Raw genomic sequence first — 20197 nt, 5'->3', positions numbered from 1 at the left:
CAGTATCGGCAAAGAGGGCTTGATGATGAATCTTCGTATTCAGCGGCCGTTCACTGCGACGCCAAGGCGCCAGGAAGGATCGGTGAGCGTATTGATGGTAATCGCGTTGGCGGCGATGGCGATGATGGCGGCGTTGGCGCTGGACGGCGGACACATGTTGCTGAACAAGACGCGCCTGCAGAATGCGGTGGACGCCGCCGCCCTGAGTGGCGCCAAAACCCTGCTTCAGGTGGAAGGTGCTGCCAACATGGCCAGCGCGACACGCACTGCCGCGCTCAATACGCTGGTGCAAAATGCCAATGCCGCGGGCAACAACGAGTTGGCCACGGCTGTCGCCGGCAACCCAGGCGCATTTGCAGTGGTGGCGCTTTCCAGCAGCGTCTATGGCCCGTTCTCCTATCCTGGGCCGGCAAATGCCAAATACGTTCGGGTATCGGTACCGAGCTATAGCCTGACTGGTTTTTTCTGGAACTTCGCCCAGGCATTCGGCGCCTTGGGGACCAAAGCAGTGGCGGCGATCGCCACTGCCGGCCCCAGCCCTGCCAGCCCCTGTGATCTCTCTCCTTTGATGGTCTGTGGCGACCCGACCAAATACAACCCGGCCGCCGGCATGTTCTGGGGCTTCCAGTTTGGTGATTTGCAGGTCCTGAAGACAGCTGCCGGCAATTCGTCCCCCATTGGTCCAGGCAACTTCCAGTTGCTCGACTTTGGCTCGGGCGGCAGTACAGTCAGGGATGACCTGGCCGGAGGTGGCACGGTTTGCCGCAATGTGGGGCAAAACGTCCAGACCGCCCCTGGCAACAAGGTCGGCCCTACCTCTCAAGGATTTAATACGCGCTTTGGCATCTATAACGGCCCGGTCAGTGCCTCGAACTATCCGCCAGACCTGGTGACCACGTCCAGCAACCCTGCGATCACTTACGACGGCACAGTCCCGAAGTACCAGGGGCAAACCGTCACATCGAGCAACGGTAATCTCACAGCGGGCGGCAACGCAATATTTGACTACAACGACTGGCGTGCGAGCACTGCCGCGTGTGTGGCCGGGTCCGGCAGTGGCTGTCAGAGCAATGGCGTGTTCGAGCGCCGGATGCTGAAGATCGTGGTGGGCGACTGCTCCGGGAAACTGAGCGGCACCACCTCGGTTCCCGTCCTGGGTTTTGGCTGCTATTTCGTGGTGCAGCCAATGAGTAACGGCGGCACGGAATCGCAGATCTTCGGCCAGTTTGTGAAGGAGTGCGAAGGCGACAACGTGGCCGGCCCCTCGCCGTCCACCGATTCCGGCCCGCAGATCATTCAGCTCTACAAAACCTACATTGGCAGCGGCACTGGCACTCCGAGCACAGACTCGTAGGAGGCGTCATGGGACTTCACTCGTTTAAACATCCGCAGCGCCAACAAGGCGTGGCAATGGTGGAGTTCACCCTCTTCCTGCCCTTGTTGCTCCTGTTGTTGCTGAGCCTCGGCGAGTTCGGCCGCATGCTCTACCAGTACAACGTCCTGCTGCAGGCCAGCCGTGATGCCGACCGTTTCGTCGCCAGCCAGGCTTGGAACTCGACGCTCGGCGCGGTCTCTCTGAGCAATACGCTGCTGACCCAGACGAAAAACGTCGCGGTTTATGGTGTGCCTGCAAATACCGGGACCGCGGTGGTGTCAGGGTTGACGACCGCGAACGTCGCGGTCGCCGCGGTGGGCATCGACCATGTGCGAGTCACCATCACTTACAACTTCTGCCCGGTGATTGGCAGTGGCAATTGTGCCGGCTCGATTCCGGGATTTTTTGGTAATCAGATTGCGCTGAGCATTCCGCTGGTCGCCACTACTGTCATGAGGGCACTGTGATGAATCGCAAACGCATGCGCGGCACTTATGTCGTGGAGTTCGCCATCATTGGCATGCTGGTATTCACGCTGTTGTTCGGCGTGGTGGAAATGGGCCGCCTGTACTTCACGGTCAATGCGCTGGATGAAGCCGCGCGGCGTGGTGCGCGCCTGGCAGCGGTGTGCAACATCAGCGATCCGGTGGTGTTGCGGCGGGCGATCTTCAACGCTGCGACCGACGCCGGTACGAGCCAGCTGATCACGAGTCTGGCCACCACCAACCTGACGCTGACCTATCTGGATGTTAACGGTGCTGTGGTGGCCAGTCCCGGCGACCTGGTCAGCGCCACTGGTTTTCGTGCCATCCGTTATGTCCAGTTGAGTCTGCAAGGCTTCGTTTTCAATCTGTTTATTCCCGGGTTCGGCGTGCCCATTACCTTGCCTGCATTCAAGGCAACCTTGCCACGCGAAAGCCTCGGGCGTCATTCCGATTCCGGGGAGATCACACCATGCTGAATACCAAGGACACCCCGCTTTCCAGCTCGACCGGCAAGACCGGGCTGCGGTTGCTGATCAGCAGTCGTGATGCCACCGCTTTGCGCGATCTGCAGAGCGTCTGCCAGCGCATGCCTTGCCTGGAGGTGAGCACTCGCCTGGTGAGCAATGGGCATGTCGACCCGCTCTACGGCTTGGACCGCATGCCCGATCTGTTGCTGTTGCGCGTCAGCCACCTGTGGCGTGAGGAACTGGCGGCGCTGTTGCAGCGTCCGGCCCATGAGCGTCCGCCGATGTTGGTGTGCGGTCTGCTGAGCGAACAGGAAGGCATGCGCCTGGCGATGCAGGCCGGCGCGCGGGACGTGCTGCCGGAGCCCATAGCCGAGACTGAACTGGTTGCCGCCTTGAATCGCCTGGTCATGGAGGTTCGCACCGGCAGCGGAGTAGAAGGGAAATTGATCGCCGTGATGAGCGCCAAGGGTGGCTCCGGCGGAACCTTGCTGGCCTGCAATCTGGCTCAACAGCTCAGCGTCAAGGGCGGCAGCACCCTGCTGCTGGACATGGACCTGCAATTCGGCAGCGTGACGCATTACCTGGACGTGGCGCAGACGCACAGCCATCTCGAGGTGTTGCATCAGATCGATGGCATGGACAGCGTCGCGTTGCGCGGTTTTTGCAGCCACTTCAGCCCGACTTTGCATGTACTGGGTGGTCGGGCCGGTGAGCTGTGTCTGCCGCAGGATGCCCAACCCGAGCAACTTGACGCCCTTTTGCAATTGGCCCGCGCCAGCTATGACTGGGTGGTGATCGACCTGCCGCGGCAAATCGACCACCTCACCGGCTCGGTGCTGGAACAGGTGGATCGGGTGTACGTGGTGGTGCAGCAGAGCGTCAGTCATCTGCGCGATGCCAGCTCCCTGGTGCGGGTTCTTCGCGATGACCTGGGCGTGCGCAGCGATCAATTGCAGATAGTGGTCAACCGCTTTGATAAGGCGGGCGCGATCAGCGTCAAGGATATCGGCGAGGCACTGCGCTGCACGAATCTGTCGAAATTACCCAACGACTTCAACCTGGTCAGCCAGAGTCAGAACACTGGCGTGCCGTTGGGGCTGCATGCGCCGAGGGCAGCGATCACTGCTGCACTGCGCGACATGACCGAGGACCTGGTCGGTCAACAGGTGGCCGGAAACAAAGGCTTACTCAAACGCGCCTTCAACCGTTTTTTCGGGGGATGACCCATGATCAGCGACTTTCGTAACCGCTTGCGCAAACAGTCCGGTAAAACCGCTGCATCGTCAGCTGCTCAGCTGGGCGATGACCTGCTGGATCCGGCAGAGGAAATAATGGCGTGGGAGCGTGCAACACCGGACGTTCTTTACGAAACCAGAAGCCAGGTCACCCCGGTGGAGGCCGAGTGGCGGGATAAAATCTACCAGCAATTACTCAAGGTCATGGACCTGTCCTTGCTGGACGCCCTTGAACAGGCCGAGGCCACGCGGCAGATTCGCGATATTTGCCAGCGCCTGCTCGACGAGCATTCGGCGCCGGTGAGTACCTCCAGCCGCCAGCTCATTATCAAGCAGATCACCGACGAGGTGCTCGGCCTGGGGCCCCTGGAACCGTTGCTGGCCGATCACAGCGTGTCCGACATCCTGGTCAACGGCCATGCCTCGGTTTACGTCGAGCGCTTTGGCAAACTGCAAAGGACCGATGTGCGCTTTCGCGATAACCAGCATTTGCTGAATATCATCGATCGCATCGTGTCCAGCCTGGGTCGGCGTATCGACGAATCTTCACCTCTGGTGGACGCCCGGCTCAAGGACGGTTCGCGGGTCAACGCGATTATCCCGCCGCTGGCCATCGACGGCCCGAGCATGTCGATTCGCCGTTTTGCGGTGGACTTGCTCAATACCGACAGCCTGATCCAGGTTGGGACATTGACCCCGGCCATTGCGCTGCTGCTCAAGGCAATTGTCCGCGGGCGCTTGAACGTGTTGATTTCCGGCGGTACCGGCAGCGGCAAGACCACCATGCTCAATGTGCTGTCCAGTTTCATCCCGCACAACGAACGGATCGTCACCATCGAAGACTCGGCCGAGCTGCAATTGCAGCAACCCCATGTGGTGCGTCTGGAAACCCGGCCTTCGAACATCGAGGGGCGTGGCGAGGTGAGTCAGCGGGAGTTGGTGCGCAACAGTTTGCGGATGCGCCCGGACCGCATTGTGATCGGCGAAGTGCGCGGCGCTGAGGCGCTGGACATGCTGACGGCCATGAACACCGGTCACGACGGTTCCTTGACCACGATCCACGCCAACACCGCGCGTGATGCGCTGGGGCGAGTCGAGAACATGGTGTCGATGAGCGGGGCGACTTTCCCGATCAAGGCCATGCGGCAGCAGATCGCGTCGGCCATCGATGTGGTGATCCAGCTGGAACGTCAGGAGGACGGCAAGCGCCGACTGGTCAGCGTGCAAGAGATCAACGGCATGGAGGGCGAGATCATCACCATGACCGAAATTTTCTCCTTTGCGCGCCAAGGCATGGGCGAAAATGGCGAAGTGCTCGGCGACTATCTCCCCAGCGGCATGATTCCGTCCTTCCGCGATGTATTGGCCAAGCGCGGCATCGAGTTGCCGCTGACGATGTTCAGGCCTGAGTGGATGGAGGGACGGCAGTCATGAGCCATATTCCTGGTGAATTCATTCTGATGTTCCTCGGCATGGTGTTTATTGCCGTGTTCCTCTTGTCCCAGGGCGTGGTGGTGCCAGTGTTCGGCGAGGCCGGCAAGATGCGTAAGCGCATACGCGGCCGTTTGCATGTGCTGGAAAAAGCCAACAATTTGCCCAACATGCAGACGGTGCTGCGGCAGAAATACCTGACGCGTCTGTCGCCACTGGAGGCCAGGCTTGAGCAGCTGCCTTTTATGGAGACATTAACGCAAATGATTGAGCAGTCCGGGCACGAATTCCGGGCCTACCGGGTATTACTGCTTGGGCTGGTACTGGGTGCCTGGGCGGGTATTTTGATCTGGATGGTCTCGTCAGTCTGGTGGATGGCGTTGCTGGCGAGCCTCGGGGCGTTCTGGTTACCCCTGTTGAAAATCTCTCGTGACCGCGGCAAACGTTTCGCTGCGTTTGAGGAGGGCCTGCCGGATGCGCTGGATGCCATATGCCGGGCCTTGCGCGCGGGGCACCCTTTCAACGAAACCCTGCGCCTGGTCGCTGAGGAGCACAAGGGGCCGGTCGCTCAAGAGTTCGGCCTGACTTTCGCTGATATCAACTATGGCAATGATGTACGCCGAGCCATGCTCGGCCTACTGGAGCGTGTGCCCAGCATGACGGTGATGATGCTGGTGACCTCGATCCTTATCCATCGCGAGACTGGTGGCAATCTGACGGAAGTGTTGGAGCGATTGAGTCGGTTGATCCGGGGACGCTTCCGCTTTCAGCGCAAGATCAAAACCCTGTCGGCGGAAGGGCGCATGTCGGCCTGGGTGCTGGTGGCGATTCCTTTCGTGCTGGCGATCGTGATGATGTTCACAAGCCCCAACTACATACCTGTGCTGGTCAATGATCCCACAGGCCACAAGCTGATCATTGGGGCCTTCTGCGCCATGTTGATCGGGATTTTCTGGATACGCAAAGTCATCCGGATTGAGGTTTAAGCAGTATTCGCTACCGGGAGGTACAGGTCATGGACTTTTTACTCGGGTTGTTCAGTCGGGTCACTGGGAACGAGGAGATGGGGCGGCTGTTGTTCCTTAGCGCGGTCGGTCTCAGTACGGTGCTTGCGGTCGTTGCGGTAATCTTGCTTATGCTGGGGCTTCAGGACCCGGTGCAGCGCCGTCTGGCGCTGATCAAGCGTGGTCATTTAGGTAACACGGCCAGCCAGGAAGCTCCGAGTAATCTGCAACTGCTGCTGGAGCGGGTCGGCCAGCGCTTTGCCTCGGCCGAATCGGCTCAGGCGTCCGTCACCCAGACACTGTTGATGCATGCGGGGTACCGATCCTCTTCGGCGGTGCAGATGTACTGGGCGGTGCGCTTGCTGTTACCCCTGGTGTTGGTCGGCATTGCGTTGCTGCTGTTGCCGATGATTCCCAAGGTTTCACTGAAGATGGGGCTGCTGTTGGTGGCCATGGTGGCTGGTTTCGGATGGCTGGTGCCAGCGCTGTATGTCGGCAAGCGCAAGCAAATGCTACAAGGTCGGCTGCGTGCCGCGTTTCCGGACGCACTGGATCTGATGGTGGTGTGCGTGGAGTCGGGCCTGGCCCTGCCCACGACCATTGAACGGGTGGCTGAAGAGATGTCGGTCAGTCAAGTTGAACTGGCTGAGGAACTGGCGCTGGTCAACGCGCAAATCCGCGCCGGCATTCCCAGTACCGAGGCGCTGAAACAGCTGGCCGTGCGCACCGGCCTGGAAGACGTACAAGGATTGGTCAGCCTGTTGGCGCAGAGTATTCGCTTTGGTACCAGCGTGGCCGATACCCTGCGCATCTATGCTGATGAATTCCGTGACCGGCGTACGCAAGCCGCCGAAGAAATGGGGGCGAAAGTCGGTACCAAACTGATATTCCCTCTGATTTTCTGCCTATGGCCGAGCTTCTTCCTGGTCGCCATCGGCCCTGCCGTGATCGGCGTACTCAGAGCATTCGGTAGGTAAACGGGCGGGGCTGTCGAGTACGATGGCCTTGCCACCTGATCCTGATCTGTACTTTCCCTTCCATAGATCTACACATCTCGCGTAGGAGCAAGGCTTGCCCGCGAAAGCGATCTGTCTGCCATCATATATGGCGGATATGACGGCCTCTTCGCGGGCAAGTCGGATCGCCGCACCGCTCGCTCCTACGGACAATGCTGTTCACTTAAGCCGTAATGCGATCTGTAGCAACTGACGAAGCCTGCGTTCGGCTCGGGCCGCATTCGGACGAAGCAGTCGTAAAATCAGCCATTGCGGTGCATCAGGTACACCACGGCAGCCGGACTCACGACTGATGCGTCCGAACGCAGGCTTTGGCAGCTGCTACAAAGAATGCGTCGCGGCTGAAATTCCTTAAGTGAATAGCATTGCGCTCCTACGAGGGGATTCGGTCAGAACTGAAAATGTGTAGATACCAATACTTTCCTGCAGACGTCATCAAGCCCGGCTTTGCAGCCAGGCTACTCTGGACTATGCCAGAGGTTGAGCATCCATTGACGTGCCTCAGTTGTTACTGCCGGTGGTCATTTTCCCCGCCGCATCCTGGTCAAAGAATTCCGGAATCGGATGGGTGAAGCTGTTCAGCCAGCGCTGGAAGGACAGGTCACGCTCAGTGACCGATGCAGTTTGTCGAAAAGGGGAGGCAACCACACCACGAATCTGTAGCTGCATCCACTGTTCGGTGCCCTTTTGCGGCGCCGAGGAGGGACCCGGCTCAATAGCCCAGGCACTGGTGGACAGGCAAGCCATGCACACAATCAACAGCCTTTTGGTATTCATCTCGACTCCTCATACGTTCTACTTGATCGCAGCACTGGTTGAGGCATCGGCTACCTCAGCCTTGCGATTCCCCTCCGAAGCCACCGCTTTTTTGGCAGAGGCCTTGAGTTTTTCCGCGCGGTTTTGAGCCTCTGCGACTTGCTGGGGGCTCAAGCTGGCGCGGTTCGCGAGTTCCGCAGCCGCCTTCCAGTTATCCTGATAAATCAGCAGCGTCACCATGTTGAGTGCCGCCAGTGAATCCGCCTGCTTGAGCTCCATGGCCGTCATGAACTCGAAGCGTGCTTCAGGGATCCGTCGCTGATTGAGGTAGACGACCCCCAGGTCATTGCGCATCTTGTCGTCGGTGGGGGACATCTTCACCGCTCGCTCAAGGTGAGTGGCAGCGGTGGCGTTATCATTTTTGGCCGCAGCCAACTGGCCCAGGCCATGTTCCCCTTCAGGGGCCAGACAGGTGCCGAGCAAGCTTTGATACAACGGCTCCGCATCTTTACGCCCCATCAAGCGCAGCACCCGAGCCTTGCGCAGGCGAGCCTGGACCAGGTCATCGGGCAAACCTTCCAGGTTCGCCAGGCTGGCATACAAACGGCCCTCATTGACCATGTTGTCGGCCAGATTCAGGGCCAGCTCTTGCTCTGAACTGGGCTTGGCACAGACAGCCGGTCGCGAAGACAGGCCATTGGTGGCACAACCTGCGAGCATCAAAGTCGCCGTTATTGCAATGACTGCTTTCATCGAGTGTCCTCTGGCTACAACACGTTGAACGCCTGGCCAATGGCAATACAGCTGGCCCGCCAAGCGCTCAAGGTCACCGTTAAGAGTGAGGGCGAAAGCCCGGTTCAGCGTCTGGCTCCGGCTCATTGCGAAAGCCCGCTACGACTGTCGAAATCGCCATTTTCAAGGAAGAACATGCGGTAGAAGTTCGGGTCGTAATTACGTAGCTGTTCGCCAGGCAATGACGGCAGTTGTGCATTGGCCGCCAGGGGCTGGACCAGATGCGGGGTGACGATCATCAGCAGTTCGCGCTCTTCACGGTTGATGGTGTTATCACGAAAAAACGCACCCAGAATCGGGATATCGCCCAGCCCCGGGAATTTGTTCACTTGGGAATTGTTGCGAGTACTGATCAGGCCGCTGATGACGAAGCTTTCGCCGTCGGCCAGGGAGATGCTGGTGTCGGTACGGCGTATGGTCAGTGCCGGAACTACCGTGCCGGCGATGCTCACGGCGTTGGTGAAGTCCAGTTCACTGACTTCCGGCGCCACCTTCAGGGCAATACGGTTTTTCTCGATGATGGTTGGCGTCAGGGTCAGGCGGATACCGAACTCCTTGTACTCGATGGAGATGTTATTGCTGCTCGAACTGGGAACCGGAATCGGTACTTCACCGCCGGCCAGGAAGCTCGCACTTTGCCCGCTGAGCGCCACCAGGCTTGGCCGCGCCAGGGTATAGGCGAAACCGCTGCCTTCCAGCGCGTTGATCGCCACCAGGGTATTGCCGGTCGCAAAAGAGAGGTTGAAATTATCGTTGTTCACCGGCAATGACGGCGTAACGATGCCGCCGATGGTGGGCAAGGTTCTCGGCGAGCCAAACAGGAAGTTGCCGCGGGTGCCGAAAATAGACGCTGAAGCTTCCTTGAGTTTGGTCCGGCTGACTTCAACGAAGCGAATATCGGTTTGCACCTGGCTCGGCAACAGCGGGTCTTCGGTAGGTCCGGTCGACACGCTGGTCAGCGCCGCGGTGGCTCGGCCCTTGACGAACACCATGCTTTGGCGCGGTTCTTTCGAACAGGAGGTCCAGACCATCAGGCTGGTGGCTCCCGGTGTCAGACCAGTGAGCAGGAAGGCGTTGGGGTTTTTGCCGCTGGGTTGCACATCGGCAATTTTCGGGTCACCCACGGCCAGTTGCGTCACCGGAACCGGTGTGCGCAGTTCACTCTGAAGCCCCTGACCGACCTCGAACGTTGTCGGCATACTGTCCATTTGCGAACAGTTGGCCGCCGCGGCCTGAGCCGCGTCCACGCTGAGGCCCATCCAGAACAGGCCATGGATAATTCGCTTGAAAGCGGGCACGGTACGATAGCTCATTAAGTGCATCCTCGCTGAATAGGCCATCTACAAGGCAAACGGGTTGCCTCGGATCACTACAGGGGGCCTGAGTCGACCCTCAACCTCGCCAGAGCACTCACCACTAACGATTAATGCCCCCGGCAATATTCCTTGGTGCTACACGCAAGCAGGTGCAATACGCTGATCCGAATGAACAGCGAGCAACCTTCTAAAACGGCTTTTAGTGATCCAGATACCTGGGCTGCCGACCCGAGCGAAAGGCTCAGGTTCGACAACCATCGCGGTTATAGGCGGCACTTCCCGCCAACCTGACTCCCCTAAAAAGCAACCGGCAACCACAGCTCTGCGCCGGAAAACGCCTGTCAGGATCATAGTGAGGTAACTCCTTTTGCCAATTCGCTATCTGATCTCTGAACCTAACGTCAAAATTCAAACCGTTATGACTTCTTCTTGTTTGAAGGTAGTTCAAACAAAGCAAAGCGCCATGATTTAAAACAAAACTTTCAGGGCAGAGTGCGGAGATAGCCGTGTTGCTGGCGTGGGAGCCGCAAAAAGTGCGGTTCGACGAGGCGACCAAGGCAGCATGACTTACATGGACAGAATCAGGCGTCCGGCGAACAGAATGAGGATCACCCCCATGGTTCTTTCGAACCAATGCCCCATGCGCATGAACAGCAGTCGCACCCGGGCACTGGAAAAGAACAGGGCCACGATCACGAACCACAAGGCGTTCACGAAACACATCCACAACCCGTACAGCGCCTGAATCTGCAGTGGTGTCGTGGCGCTGATGAGGGTGGTGAAGATCGCCAGGAAGAACAGCGTTGCCTTGGGGTTGGTGGCATTGGTCAGAAACCCTGTGCTGAAGGCCTTGAACAGGGTCTGCTGCTCAGTTGACCCTGCTGCCGCGTTATCGCCTTCAATCGCTGCTTTGGGTTTGCTGCGCAACAGGCTCACACCGAGGTACAAAATGTAGGCCCCCCCGATCACCTTGGCCACCGTCAGTAGCCAAGGCGTGGTGTGCATCAACGCGCCGACGCCGAGCAAGGTGTACAGCACATGCACGGAAATGCCCGCGCCGATGCCCAGTGCCGTGCAGATGCCTACTAAACGCCCGAAGCGCACGCTTTGGCGGATGGTTACGGCGAAGTCCGGCCCGGGTGCGACCACGGCCAGAAAATGGATGGTTGCCAGCGCCAGAAACTCGCCCAGGTAATTCGAAAACATCTCAACTCCAGAAAGTCAGGGGGGAAGCATTGCCGCGGTAGCCGACAAAGAAAGAAAGGCTCAATCGCGGATCGTCCACACCCGGCGTCACCGAGTGCATGCGGCGTGAATTGAACATGATGAAATCACCCGGCTCAGGGCGAATCTCCAGGGTCGGAGGGCCGAGCAAGGCCGGATCGATGCCGTAACTGTCGCCACGCATCTCGTCGAACTGGTCCGGGGAAATATCGTGGTCCCACATCTGCAAGGCGCCGCCCTCGGTCGGCATGTTCAGGTAAACATTGCAGGCGAACTGCGCTTCCAGGCTTCTGGCCTGGAAGCTGTCCGGGGCGTCCTTGGCGAAAATGTCGTGATGCGCGAGGAAGCACACCCCGGGTTTGACCACGCGCGATAGCCCCACATACATCTTGCGGCCATAGAGATTCTCCAGGTGCGCCCCCGCCGGCCAGGACTCATCGAGCATGCAGCGCAGGGTGTCGACAGGCGAGGAGTAAGGCGCACAACGGCTGCGCAATTCGGCGATGTTGCTGGTGGCGCGCTCGAAATAGTCTTCGATCAGCAGTGGCTGGTTTTCCGCTTCGTAAAACGCCATGCCAATGCGACCGATGCTCGGTGCGTTGATATAGCCTTCGAAGCCGGGGGCGAGGATCTTGTCGCCGATCTTGATCGCCAGTGGCCGAGGCAACAAGCCTCTGACGCGGATGGCGAGGACTTCTTCGTTGGCCAGTTTTTGTATGCACGTCTCATCGAGACGCTCGACGTCAAGCATCATGTCTTAGGTCCATCTATCAGATAGTCAACAGAGCCCGCGAACGCAGGCTCCCCCGGCGTCAGGCGATGACGGGGTCGACATCGCCCACAGGCTCAATCCACGTGGTAGTGGACTGACAACGTTCCCTTTTTCTGCGAAAGGGAAGCGATCGTGACCCTGCCCAAATCCTTCAGGCTACGTACATGGGTGCCGCCGCAGCCGTAGGCGGGCAGCTCACCGAAACCGATCTCACGGGCGCCTTCGCGCAACGACGTCAAGCGCGGCAGATCGTGGGTGATCCATTGCTTGATGCCGTACTGAATCGTCTGGGCGTCAACCTCCTGCGCGCCATCGCCCGGTTTGAATTGCACACGTCCTTCATCCGGCCAGTGATGAGCCTTGATCGGCATCCAGCCCAAGGCCTGGACGAAGTGACCAATCAGATGCCCCGCCGAATGCATGCGCGTATTGAACTGGCGACGTTGCTCGTCGACCCGAATCTGGGTCATGCCGAGTTTTACCGGGTGGTCGACGAAATGGATGATCCGGTCCTGCTCCTGAACCACGCGCAGCACCTGGCTTTCGCCGATCCAGCCGGTATCACAGGGTTGCCCGCCGCCCTGGGGGTGAAACAGAGTGGCGCGCAGCACCACGGCGAACTCGTTCTCATAGGGCGTGCAATCCAGGACTTCCACATTAGCCTTGAGGTCATCACTATGGAAAAAGAGGCGAAGCGTCATATTCCATGCCCTTATTAAAGTTTCTATTTTTATTATATGAACCGTGGAATTGCGTGATAATCCGTTCAACCATCAAAGGACTGTTGCGCTGTGAGCATAAATCTTCCTCTGCCGCTGCTCGGTGAAATGGCGATTTTCGTCAAGGTTGTCGAGACCGGCAGTTTCTCCGAAGCGGCGCGTCAGTTGGGGTCTTCACCCTCGGCGGTGAGTCGCAGCATTTCGCGGCTGGAGAAGGCGCTCGCCACGCGTTTGCTGCAACGAACCACGCGCAAGCTACGCCTCAGCGACGGAGGCGAAGAGGTGTTCAAGCGCTGCCAGGAGATGGTCAGCGCGGCGAAGTCGGTGATGGAAATCAGCGGTCAGTTCACCCAGGAAGCGGAAGGGCTGGTGCGCGTCAGCGTGCCCAAGGCTGTGGGGCGATTCGTGATTCATCCGCATATGCCGGAATTTCTGCGGCGTTATCCCAAAGTGGATGTGGAGTTGTTGCTCGAGGACCGTCAGGTGGATTTGATCGATGACAACGTCGACCTGGCCATCCGTATTACCGATCGGCCCCCTGCGGGGCTGGTGGGGCGCCAATTGCTGACCATCGACCATTTGCTCTGCGCCACGCCGCAGTACCTGGCCGAGCGCGGCACACCGACTCATCCCCACGACTTGCTCAATCACAGCTGCATCTATCTGGGCGAAACCCCGAGCGATGCGCGCTGGAAGTTCAAGAAAGGCAGTAAAGCCGTGACCGTCGGCGTGCGCGGACGTTACGCCGCCAATCACACGGGCGTGCGATTGGGCGCGGTATTGCAACACATCGGGATCGGTAGCCTGCCGTACTTCACCGCCCGTTATGCGCTGGAACAGGGGCTGATTGTGCAGGTATTGCCGGACTGGACCTTTCTGGCGTCCTACCACGGAGGCGCCTGGCTGCTGCATTCGCCCACCCGCTATCTGCCGCCCAAGTTACGGGTGTTCATCGACTATCTGGTGGAATGCCTGGAGAAGGAGCCGACCTTGAGCAAGCCGGGTAAGCCAAGCGCGTTGGGCAAGGGTGCGGCGGCGTATGAGTTGCCGGAGAGTGATGGGTTGCTTTGATCTTTCATCCGGATCCGGCCAACAAAAAAGGCCCGCATGAATAACCATGCGGGCCTTTTGCGTTACTGATCGCAGATCAGTGCTTGCTGTCCTGGTTCGACATCGCCAGCAGCTGTTTTTCCTGATTCCAGTCGAACGGTTCATCGTTCTGTTCGGCTTCGAAGCGACGTTCTTCCAGCGCCTGGTACAGGTCGATTTCATCATCGGGCATGTAATGCAGGCAGTCACCGGCGAAGTACCACAGCAGATCGCGCGGCACCAGGTGGGCGATTTGCGGATAGCGGGTGATGATCTGGCACAGGATGTCCTGGCCCAGGTATTGGCTTTCGATCGGATCGACCGGCAGCAACGCACGCAGTTCGTCGAAGCGCTCCAGGAACAAGGCATGGCTTTCTTCGGGAACCTGTTCGGCCTCACCTACGGCGACCAGGATACTGCGCAGGTGGTCGAGCAAGACGAGATGATCGGCAACGACATTGGACACGAGATAAGTCCTCAAGAGCAAAACGGGCGCAGGAGTATAAAGCTCCCGCGCTCCTTTTTCACAGGGTAAAGAGCCCCACGTTGGTGGAGACACATGCTCCTCCGGATCAGCGGACCTTGCCCTTGCCCAGCACCAGCACCTGTTTGTCGAAATCATCGACGTCGATCACCTTGCGCCGCGCCACTTCCACCTCGCGCAAGGCCTCGGCTTCAGCCGGTTGCAAGACGCCAGCCTCCAGTGCGGCATCGATGACAGACTCCCCGACAGTGGGTTTGACCTGGCGACTTCTCAGCGCCGTGTTGAGTTTTTTCTGTAGCGGTTTGGCGGCGTTCAGCAAGTCGCAGGCGTGCTGCAGGGCGCCGACCGGATCCTCTGTCGATTGCGGGCGATAGCAGCCCGCCAGTAACTCCTCAAGGGTTGGATCGCCCTTGGCCCGGCCGAGGACTGCGGCGACTTTGGCCGCCAGCCTGTCCGACGGGCCTCTGTGCCGGCGACCGAACGGGAACACCAACACCCGCAGCAGGCAGCCGAGTACCTTGTTCGGGAAATTGGTCAGCAGTTCGTCCAGCGCACGTTCGGATTGGCCGAGGCTCTCTTCCATGGCCCAGGCGAAGAGCGGACGCATATGCTCCGGCGAGTCGAGATCGTGATAACGCTTGAGCGCAGCGGAGGCCAGGTACAGGTAGCTGAGCACATCGCCCAGACGTGCGGACAAGCGTTCGCGGCGTTTCAGTTCGCCGCCCAGCAGCATCATGCATTGGTCTGCCAACATGGCAAAAGCCGCGGCCTGACGGTTGAGGGCGCGCACGTAGCCTTGGCTGAGCTTGTCCCCGGGCATGTGTTCGAAATGCCCGAAGCCAAGGTTCAGCACCAGGGCGCTGGCGGCGTTGCTCACGGCAAAACCAATGTGTTTGAGCAGCAGGGCGTCGAATTCGATCAGCGCCCGTTGTTTGTCTTCGCGGTGGACAAGGGCCATTTCCTTGAGCACGAACGGATGGCAGCGAATAGCACCCTGGCCGAAGATCATCAGGTTGCGTGTCAGGATGTTCGCACCTTCGACCGTGACGGAAATGGGTGCACCTTGCCAGCTACGCGCCAGGTAGTTGTTCGGGCCCATGATGATGGCTTTGCCGCCGTGAACATCCATGGCGTGACTGACGCACTCGCGACCGCGCTCGGAGAGGTGGTATTTGATGATGGCGGAGGGCACCGACGGCTTTTCGCCGAGGTCGACCGCGTTGGCGGTGAGCATCCGCGCGCTGTCCATCAGCCAGGTACTGCCGCCGATCCGCGCCAGTGCTTCCTGAATCCCTTCGAAGGCTGACAGCGGTGCGTTGAATTGCTCGCGAACCTGCGCATATTGGCCCGTTACCAGGCTGCTGAACTTGCCCGCGGCGGTACCGATGGCAGGCAACGAAATGGAGCGCCCGACCGACAGGCAGTTCATCAGCATCATCCAGCCTTCGCCGAGCATCTCCTGACCGCCGATGATGAATTCCAGCGGTATGAACACATCCTTGCCGGCGTTCGGCCCGTTCATGAAGGCGGCGCCCAGCGGCAGGTGACGGCGACCGATTTCTACACCGGGGGTCTGGGTTGGAATCAATGCGAGACTGATCCCCAGGTCGACTTTATCGCCCAGTAGATGATCCGGGTCATAGGCCTTGAAGGCCAGGCCGATCAAGGTCGCCACCGGGCCCAGGGTGATGTAGCGTTTTTCCCAGTTCAGGCGCAGGCCGAGGGTTTCCTGGCCTTCCCATTCACCTTTGCATATCACTCCGGTGTCAGTCATGCCCCCGACGTTGGAGCCCGCCATCGGGCCTGTCAGGGCAAAGCAGGGGATATCGTCGCCGCGGGCCAGCCGTGGCAGGTAATGATTGCGTTGTTCGTCGGTGCCGTAATGCAGCAACAGTTCCGCCGGGCCAAGGGAGTTGGGCACCATGACGGTGGAGGCCAGGTCACCGCTGCGGGTTGCCAGTTTCATCGCGATCTGGGAGTGCGCATAAGCCGAGAAGCCTTTACCACCGTATTCCTTGGGGATGATGAGGGCAAAAAAGCCATGCTGCTTGATGTGATCCCAGGCCTTTGGCGGCAGGTCCATCAACTGGTTGATCTGCCAATCGGTGACCATCGCGCAGAGCTCTTCGGTCGGGCCATCGATAAACGCCTGTTCCTCTTCGCTCAGCTGCGCTTTTGGATAGGCCAGCAGCTTGTTCCAGTCCGGACGACCGCTGAACAGCTCGCCGTCCCACCAGACCGTGCCGGCTTCAATGGCTTCACGCTCGGTTTGCGACATCGGCGGCAGGTTTTTTTGAAACCAGTTGAAAATGGGCGCCGTGAACAGTTTTCGGCGCAGGTCCGGCAGTAACAGGAAGGCGGCCACAGCCGCAAGCATCACCCAGAAAATCAGCAGCAGCCAGACGGGGGCATGGCTCGCATGTCTGAAGATGCCCATCGCCAGCAGATAGACAGCGATGATGCCCAACGCGGGCAGAGGCGCGGTGCGGCGATGTGCCAGCCAGGCAATCCCGACCACCAGAACCAGTATCCACAACAGCAGCATAATTAATTCTCCTGAAGCCAGGGGCAAAACCACTCTCAGAGCTTAGACGGCATCCATAAAAGTGGGTGGTCGGAGCGATCGGGTAGAGTTCGTAGGAAGCAGCGGCCGGACTTCGTAAGCAATTTCGATGGAGGGTTGTTGAACGCTTTCGTCAACAGGGCGGGCAAGCGCTGATATTTGGCCGAAACGTCGTTATCTCTGTGCTGAAGGTATCGCTAGACTCGTGGCTTCCCCCAGGAGATTGCTGCCATGCACGCGTATCTGAGCCCCGGCCGCTTCATCGACAGTGACCATCCCTCGGTGGTGGCGTTCGCCGAAAAACACCGGGGCGCCCGGCGCGATCCGCTGGATCAGGCGATCAATCTCTATTACGCAGTGCGCGAGGCCGTGCGCTACAACCCCTACACCTTCAGCCGTGATCCGCAGACTTTGCGCGGTAGCTATGCGCTGGCGGCGGGGGAGAGTTATTGCGTGCCCAAAGCCACGCTGCTGGCAGGTTGCGCCCGGCATTGCGGGATCCCGGCGCGTATCGGTCTGGCGGATGTGCGTAATCACCTGTCGACGCCGCGTCTGCTCGAACTGCTCAAGAGCGATGTGTTCGCCATGCACGGCTACACCGAGCTTTATTTGAACGAGCGTTGGGTCAAAGCCACACCGGCTTTCAATCAACAACTGTGCGAGCTGTTCAATGTCGCGCCGCTGGAGTTCGACGGGATCAACGACAGCGTGTTCCATCCCTTCAACCGTGACGGCGAGCAACTAATGGAATATCTGGTCGATCACGGCCAGTTCACCGATGTGCCTGAAGCGTTCTTTTTCCAACACCTGGAAAAGTGCTATCCACATCTGTTCGGCGAGCGGCTGCCGCTGCAACTGGGTGACATGCAGAGCGATTTGAGTCGCGCCTGATCCGGCGTATGCTGCCCTGCGCATTCATCCAACAAGGAGCGGTCATGCTGAAGATCTGGGGTCGGAAAAATTCGTCGAATGTCAGAAAGCCGTTGTGGGCCGCCGAAGAGCTGGGCCTGGCCTATGAAGCCATTGATGCCGGCGGTGCCTTTGGCGTGGTCGACACGCCTGAGTACCGGGCGATGAATCCCAACGGTCGCGTGCCGGTGATCGAAGACGACGGCTTCGTGCTGTGGGAATCCAACACCATCGTGCGTTACCTGATGGCCCGCCATGCCAGCGGCACTGCCTGGTATCCGACGGACCTGCAAGCCCGTGCCTCGGCGGAAAAGTGGATGGACTGGACCACCTCAAGTTTTGCCGCGCCGTTTCGCACGGTGTTCTGGGGCGTGTTGCGCACCCCGCAAGAACAGCAGGACTGGTCGGCCATCAAGGCTGCGATCAAGGAGTGCGACGATCTGCTGTCGATGGCCGATCAAGCGCTGGCGGCTAAACCCTACCTGTCGGGCGATGAGATCGGCATGGGCGACATTCCTTTGGGCAGCTTCATTTATGCCTGGTTCGAGATGCCGGTCGAGCGCGCGCCGCTGCCACATCTCGAAGCCTGGTACGCACGGTTGAAACAGCGTCCGGCGTATCGCAAGGCCGTCATGACCGCGTTGACTTAATACTCACTATCGACACACTTGACTGTACTTGTGGGGCAGCGACAAGCACCATTGCGCTCGTGCGCCGCGGTTGCATTGCTCGCCGCCTGCCCTTATTTATTCCTTTCTTCCCTTCTTGGTGCGTAAATCCGATATGAGTTCCGCTCTGTCCATCCGGCAGCTAACCAAAACCTACGGCAACGGTTTCCAGGCCTTGAGTGGTATCGATCTGGACGTCGCCGAAGGTGACTTTTTCGCCTTGCTCGGCCCGAACGGCGCCGGCAAATCCACGACCATCGGCATTCTCTCGACCCTGGTGAACAAGACCAGCGGAACGGTGAATATCTTCGGTCACGACCTGGACAAAAATCCCGCGGCGCTCAAACGCTCGATCGGCGTGGTGCCCCAGGAATTCAACTTCAACCAGTTCGAAAAGACGTTCGACATTGTCGTGACCCAGGCCGGTTACTACGGCATCCCGGCGAAAATCGCCAAGGAACGCGCCGAGCAGTACCTGACCCAACTGGGTTTGTGGGACAAGCGCGATGTGCCGTCACGCTCCTTGTCCGGCGGCATGAAGCGCCGACTGATGATCGCCCGGGCGCTGGTTCACGAGCCACGCCTGCTGATCCTCGACGAACCGACGGCGGGGGTGGACATCGAATTGCGTCGCTCGATGTGGACCTTCCTCACCGAACTGAACAAGAAAGGCATCACCATCATCCTCACCACCCACTACCTGGAAGAGGCTGAGCAGTTGTGCCGCAACATCGGCATCATCGACCACGGCACCATTGTCGAGAACACCAGCATGAAGCAGCTGCTCAGCCAACTGCATGTCGAGACGTTCCTGCTGGATCTGAAGAACACCTTGCAAGTGGCACCGCAGCTGCTCGGTTACCCGGCCAAACTGATCGACAGTCATACCCTGGAAGTCCAGGTCGACAAGGCCATGGGCATTACCGCGCTGTTCACCCAATTGGCGCAGCAGAACATCGAAGTGTTGAGCCTGCGTAACAAAACCAATCGCCTCGAGGAGTTGTTCGTGTCCCTGGTGGAGAAAAATCTGTCGAAGGTGGCGGTATGAGTTCCGAGCTGCAACCCAACCTCGTCGCCCTCAATACCATCGTTTACCGTGAGGTCAAGCGCTTCACCCGGATCTGGCCGCAGACCTTGCTGCCGCCGGCCATCACCATGGTTCTGTACTTCGTGATCTTCGGCAATCTGATTGGTCGGCAGATCGGCGGCATGGGTGGCTTCACCTACATGGAGTACATCGTGCCGGGGCTGATCATGATGTCGGTGATCACCAACTCCTACGGCAACGTGGTGTCGAGTTTCTTTGGCAGCAAGTTCCAGCGCTCCATCGAAGAGTTGATGGTGTCGCCGGTGTCACCGCATACGATTCTGATCGGCTACACCTTGGGCGGCGTGCTGCGCGGGTTGATGGTCGGGATCATCGTGACGTTGCTGTCGCTGTTCTTCACCACGCTACAGGTGCATCACCTGGGCGTGACCGTTCTGGTGGTGCTGCTGACGGCGACGATCTTCTCGCTGCTGGGCTTCATCAACGCGGTATTTGCGCGCAACTTCGATGACATCTCGATCATCCCGACGTTCGTGCTGACACCACTGACGTACCTGGGCGGGGTGTTCTACTCGATCAGCCTGCTGCCGCCATTCTGGCAGACCGTGTCGCTGGCGAACCCGGTGCTGCACATGGTCAACGCCTTCCGTTACGGCATCCTCGGCGTATCGGACATCAAGATCAGCGTGGCGATCGCCTTCATGCTGGTAGCGACTGTTGTGCTGTACATCGGTTGTGCGCGGCTGCTGGTGAGTGGGCGTGGGATGCGTACCTGACGCTGGTCACCGGGGGTGTACATATCCATTGCTGCGGTAACGGCGGCTTAGGGTTCCGCTCTTACAGC

The 20197-nt window shown here is 59.2% G+C and carries 20 protein-coding genes; 12 read left to right on the top strand and 8 right to left on the bottom strand.

Going from position 1 to position 20197, the window contains the following annotated elements:
* Nucleotides 1–22: 22 nt before the first annotated feature.
* From PMI21_RS13445 to PMI21_RS13475, 7 genes are read left to right on the top strand one after another with little or no spacing between them, the layout of a single operon-like run.
* The gene (locus PMI21_RS13445) at nucleotides 23–1354 is read left to right on the top strand and encodes a TadE/TadG family type IV pilus assembly protein (RefSeq protein ID WP_007938724.1); all 1332 of its coding nucleotides are present in this window, start codon (nucleotides 23–25) and stop codon (nucleotides 1352–1354) included.
* 8 nt (nucleotides 1355–1362) lie between these two features.
* Complete coding sequence (locus PMI21_RS13450) at nucleotides 1363–1842, top strand: TadE/TadG family type IV pilus assembly protein (protein WP_007938722.1); 480 nt, start codon at nucleotides 1363–1365, stop codon at nucleotides 1840–1842.
* A complete protein-coding gene (locus tag PMI21_RS13455) occupies nucleotides 1842–2336 on the top strand; it encodes a TadE family protein (protein WP_007938720.1) in 495 nt (164 codons plus the stop codon). The genes PMI21_RS13450 and PMI21_RS13455 overlap by 1 nt, the downstream gene beginning before the upstream one ends.
* Nucleotides 2330–3550 carry an AAA family ATPase gene (locus tag PMI21_RS13460; RefSeq protein WP_007938718.1) on the top strand — a complete coding sequence of 407 codons (1221 nt, stop codon included), beginning with the start codon at nucleotides 2330–2332 and terminating at the stop codon, nucleotides 3548–3550. Before PMI21_RS13455 ends, PMI21_RS13460 begins: the two co-directional genes overlap by 7 nt.
* Nucleotides 3551–3553: 3 nt before the next feature.
* Nucleotides 3554–4996 carry a CpaF family protein gene (locus tag PMI21_RS13465; RefSeq protein WP_007938716.1) on the top strand — a complete coding sequence of 481 codons (1443 nt, stop codon included), beginning with the start codon at nucleotides 3554–3556 and terminating at the stop codon, nucleotides 4994–4996.
* Nucleotides 4993–5979: a type II secretion system F family protein gene (locus PMI21_RS13470; protein WP_007938713.1), complete on the top strand. Its 987-nt coding sequence runs from the start codon at nucleotides 4993–4995 to the stop codon at nucleotides 5977–5979. The genes PMI21_RS13465 and PMI21_RS13470 overlap by 4 nt, the downstream gene beginning before the upstream one ends.
* 29 nt (nucleotides 5980–6008) lie before the next feature.
* Nucleotides 6009–6974: a type II secretion system F family protein gene (locus tag PMI21_RS13475; protein ID WP_007938711.1), complete on the top strand. Its 966-nt coding sequence runs from the start codon at nucleotides 6009–6011 to the stop codon at nucleotides 6972–6974.
* A gap of 540 nt (nucleotides 6975–7514) precedes the next feature.
* Here the strand turns inward: PMI21_RS13475 and PMI21_RS13480 are convergent.
* The 6 genes from PMI21_RS13480 to PMI21_RS13505 all read right to left on the bottom strand — a co-directional run bounded on the left by PMI21_RS13480 (nucleotide 7515) and on the right by PMI21_RS13505 (nucleotide 12574).
* The gene (locus PMI21_RS13480) at nucleotides 7515–7790 is read right to left on the bottom strand and encodes a DUF3613 domain-containing protein (protein ID WP_007938709.1); all 276 of its coding nucleotides are present in this window, start codon (nucleotides 7788–7790) and stop codon (nucleotides 7515–7517) included.
* Nucleotides 7791–7808: 18 nt separating this feature from the next.
* Nucleotides 7809–8522 carry a tetratricopeptide repeat protein gene (locus tag PMI21_RS13485; protein WP_007938706.1) on the bottom strand — a complete coding sequence of 238 codons (714 nt, stop codon included), beginning with the start codon at nucleotides 8520–8522 and terminating at the stop codon, nucleotides 7809–7811.
* Nucleotides 8523–8644: 122 nt separating this feature from the next.
* Entirely contained in the window at nucleotides 8645–9874 is a 1230-nt protein-coding gene (locus PMI21_RS13490) for a type II and III secretion system protein family protein (RefSeq protein WP_007938704.1), read from the bottom strand.
* Nucleotides 9875–10444: 570 nt separating this feature from the next.
* Nucleotides 10445–11083, bottom strand: coding sequence for a LysE family translocator (locus PMI21_RS13495; protein WP_007938702.1), 639 nt, complete (start codon nucleotides 11081–11083; stop codon nucleotides 10445–10447).
* 1 nt (nucleotide 11084) lies between these two features.
* Nucleotides 11085–11855 carry a 2OG-Fe(II) oxygenase gene (locus PMI21_RS13500; protein ID WP_007938700.1) on the bottom strand — a complete coding sequence of 257 codons (771 nt, stop codon included), beginning with the start codon at nucleotides 11853–11855 and terminating at the stop codon, nucleotides 11085–11087.
* Nucleotides 11856–11947: 92 nt separating this feature from the next.
* Nucleotides 11948–12574 (bottom strand): hypothetical protein, encoded by a 627-nt coding sequence (locus tag PMI21_RS13505; protein ID WP_007938697.1) that lies wholly within the window; start codon nucleotides 12572–12574, stop codon nucleotides 11948–11950.
* Between the two features lie 90 nt (nucleotides 12575–12664).
* Between PMI21_RS13505 and PMI21_RS13510 the strand changes: the two genes are divergently transcribed.
* Nucleotides 12665–13663 carry a LysR family transcriptional regulator gene (locus PMI21_RS13510; protein ID WP_007938695.1) on the top strand — a complete coding sequence of 333 codons (999 nt, stop codon included), beginning with the start codon at nucleotides 12665–12667 and terminating at the stop codon, nucleotides 13661–13663.
* Nucleotides 13664–13739: 76 nt separating this feature from the next.
* Here PMI21_RS13510 and PMI21_RS13515 read toward each other — a convergent pair whose 3' ends face one another.
* Both PMI21_RS13515 and PMI21_RS13520 read right to left on the bottom strand, forming a co-directional pair.
* Entirely contained in the window at nucleotides 13740–14147 is a 408-nt protein-coding gene (locus tag PMI21_RS13515) for a PA2817 family protein (RefSeq protein ID WP_007938686.1), read from the bottom strand.
* Between the two features lie 106 nt (nucleotides 14148–14253).
* Complete coding sequence (locus PMI21_RS13520) at nucleotides 14254–16710, bottom strand: acyl-CoA dehydrogenase (protein WP_007938684.1); 2457 nt, start codon at nucleotides 16708–16710, stop codon at nucleotides 14254–14256.
* Nucleotides 16711–16959: 249 nt separating this feature from the next.
* On the opposite strand from PMI21_RS13520, the gene PMI21_RS13525 reads away from it, so the two are divergent.
* From PMI21_RS13525 to PMI21_RS13540, 4 genes are all read left to right on the top strand, one after another.
* Entirely contained in the window at nucleotides 16960–17619 is a 660-nt protein-coding gene (locus PMI21_RS13525; RefSeq protein ID WP_007938682.1) for a transglutaminase-like domain-containing protein, read from the top strand.
* 44 nt (nucleotides 17620–17663) lie between these two features.
* Nucleotides 17664–18287 carry a glutathione S-transferase family protein gene (locus PMI21_RS13530; RefSeq protein WP_007938680.1) on the top strand — a complete coding sequence of 208 codons (624 nt, stop codon included), beginning with the start codon at nucleotides 17664–17666 and terminating at the stop codon, nucleotides 18285–18287.
* Between the two features lie 133 nt (nucleotides 18288–18420).
* Nucleotides 18421–19353, top strand: coding sequence for an ABC transporter ATP-binding protein (locus tag PMI21_RS13535; protein WP_007938677.1), 933 nt, complete (start codon nucleotides 18421–18423; stop codon nucleotides 19351–19353).
* Entirely contained in the window at nucleotides 19350–20129 is a 780-nt protein-coding gene (locus PMI21_RS13540) for an ABC transporter permease (protein WP_007938676.1), read from the top strand. Before PMI21_RS13535 ends, PMI21_RS13540 begins: the two co-directional genes overlap by 4 nt.
* Nucleotides 20130–20197: the final 68 nt, after the last annotated feature.

It is taken from the genome of Pseudomonas sp. GM18, from assembly GCF_000282195.1.
In the GTDB taxonomy this organism is placed as follows: Bacteria; Pseudomonadota; Gammaproteobacteria; order Pseudomonadales; family Pseudomonadaceae; genus Aquipseudomonas.
The sequence above is the reverse complement of the archived record's forward strand: the minus strand, read 5'-3'. Positions and strand labels throughout refer to the sequence as shown.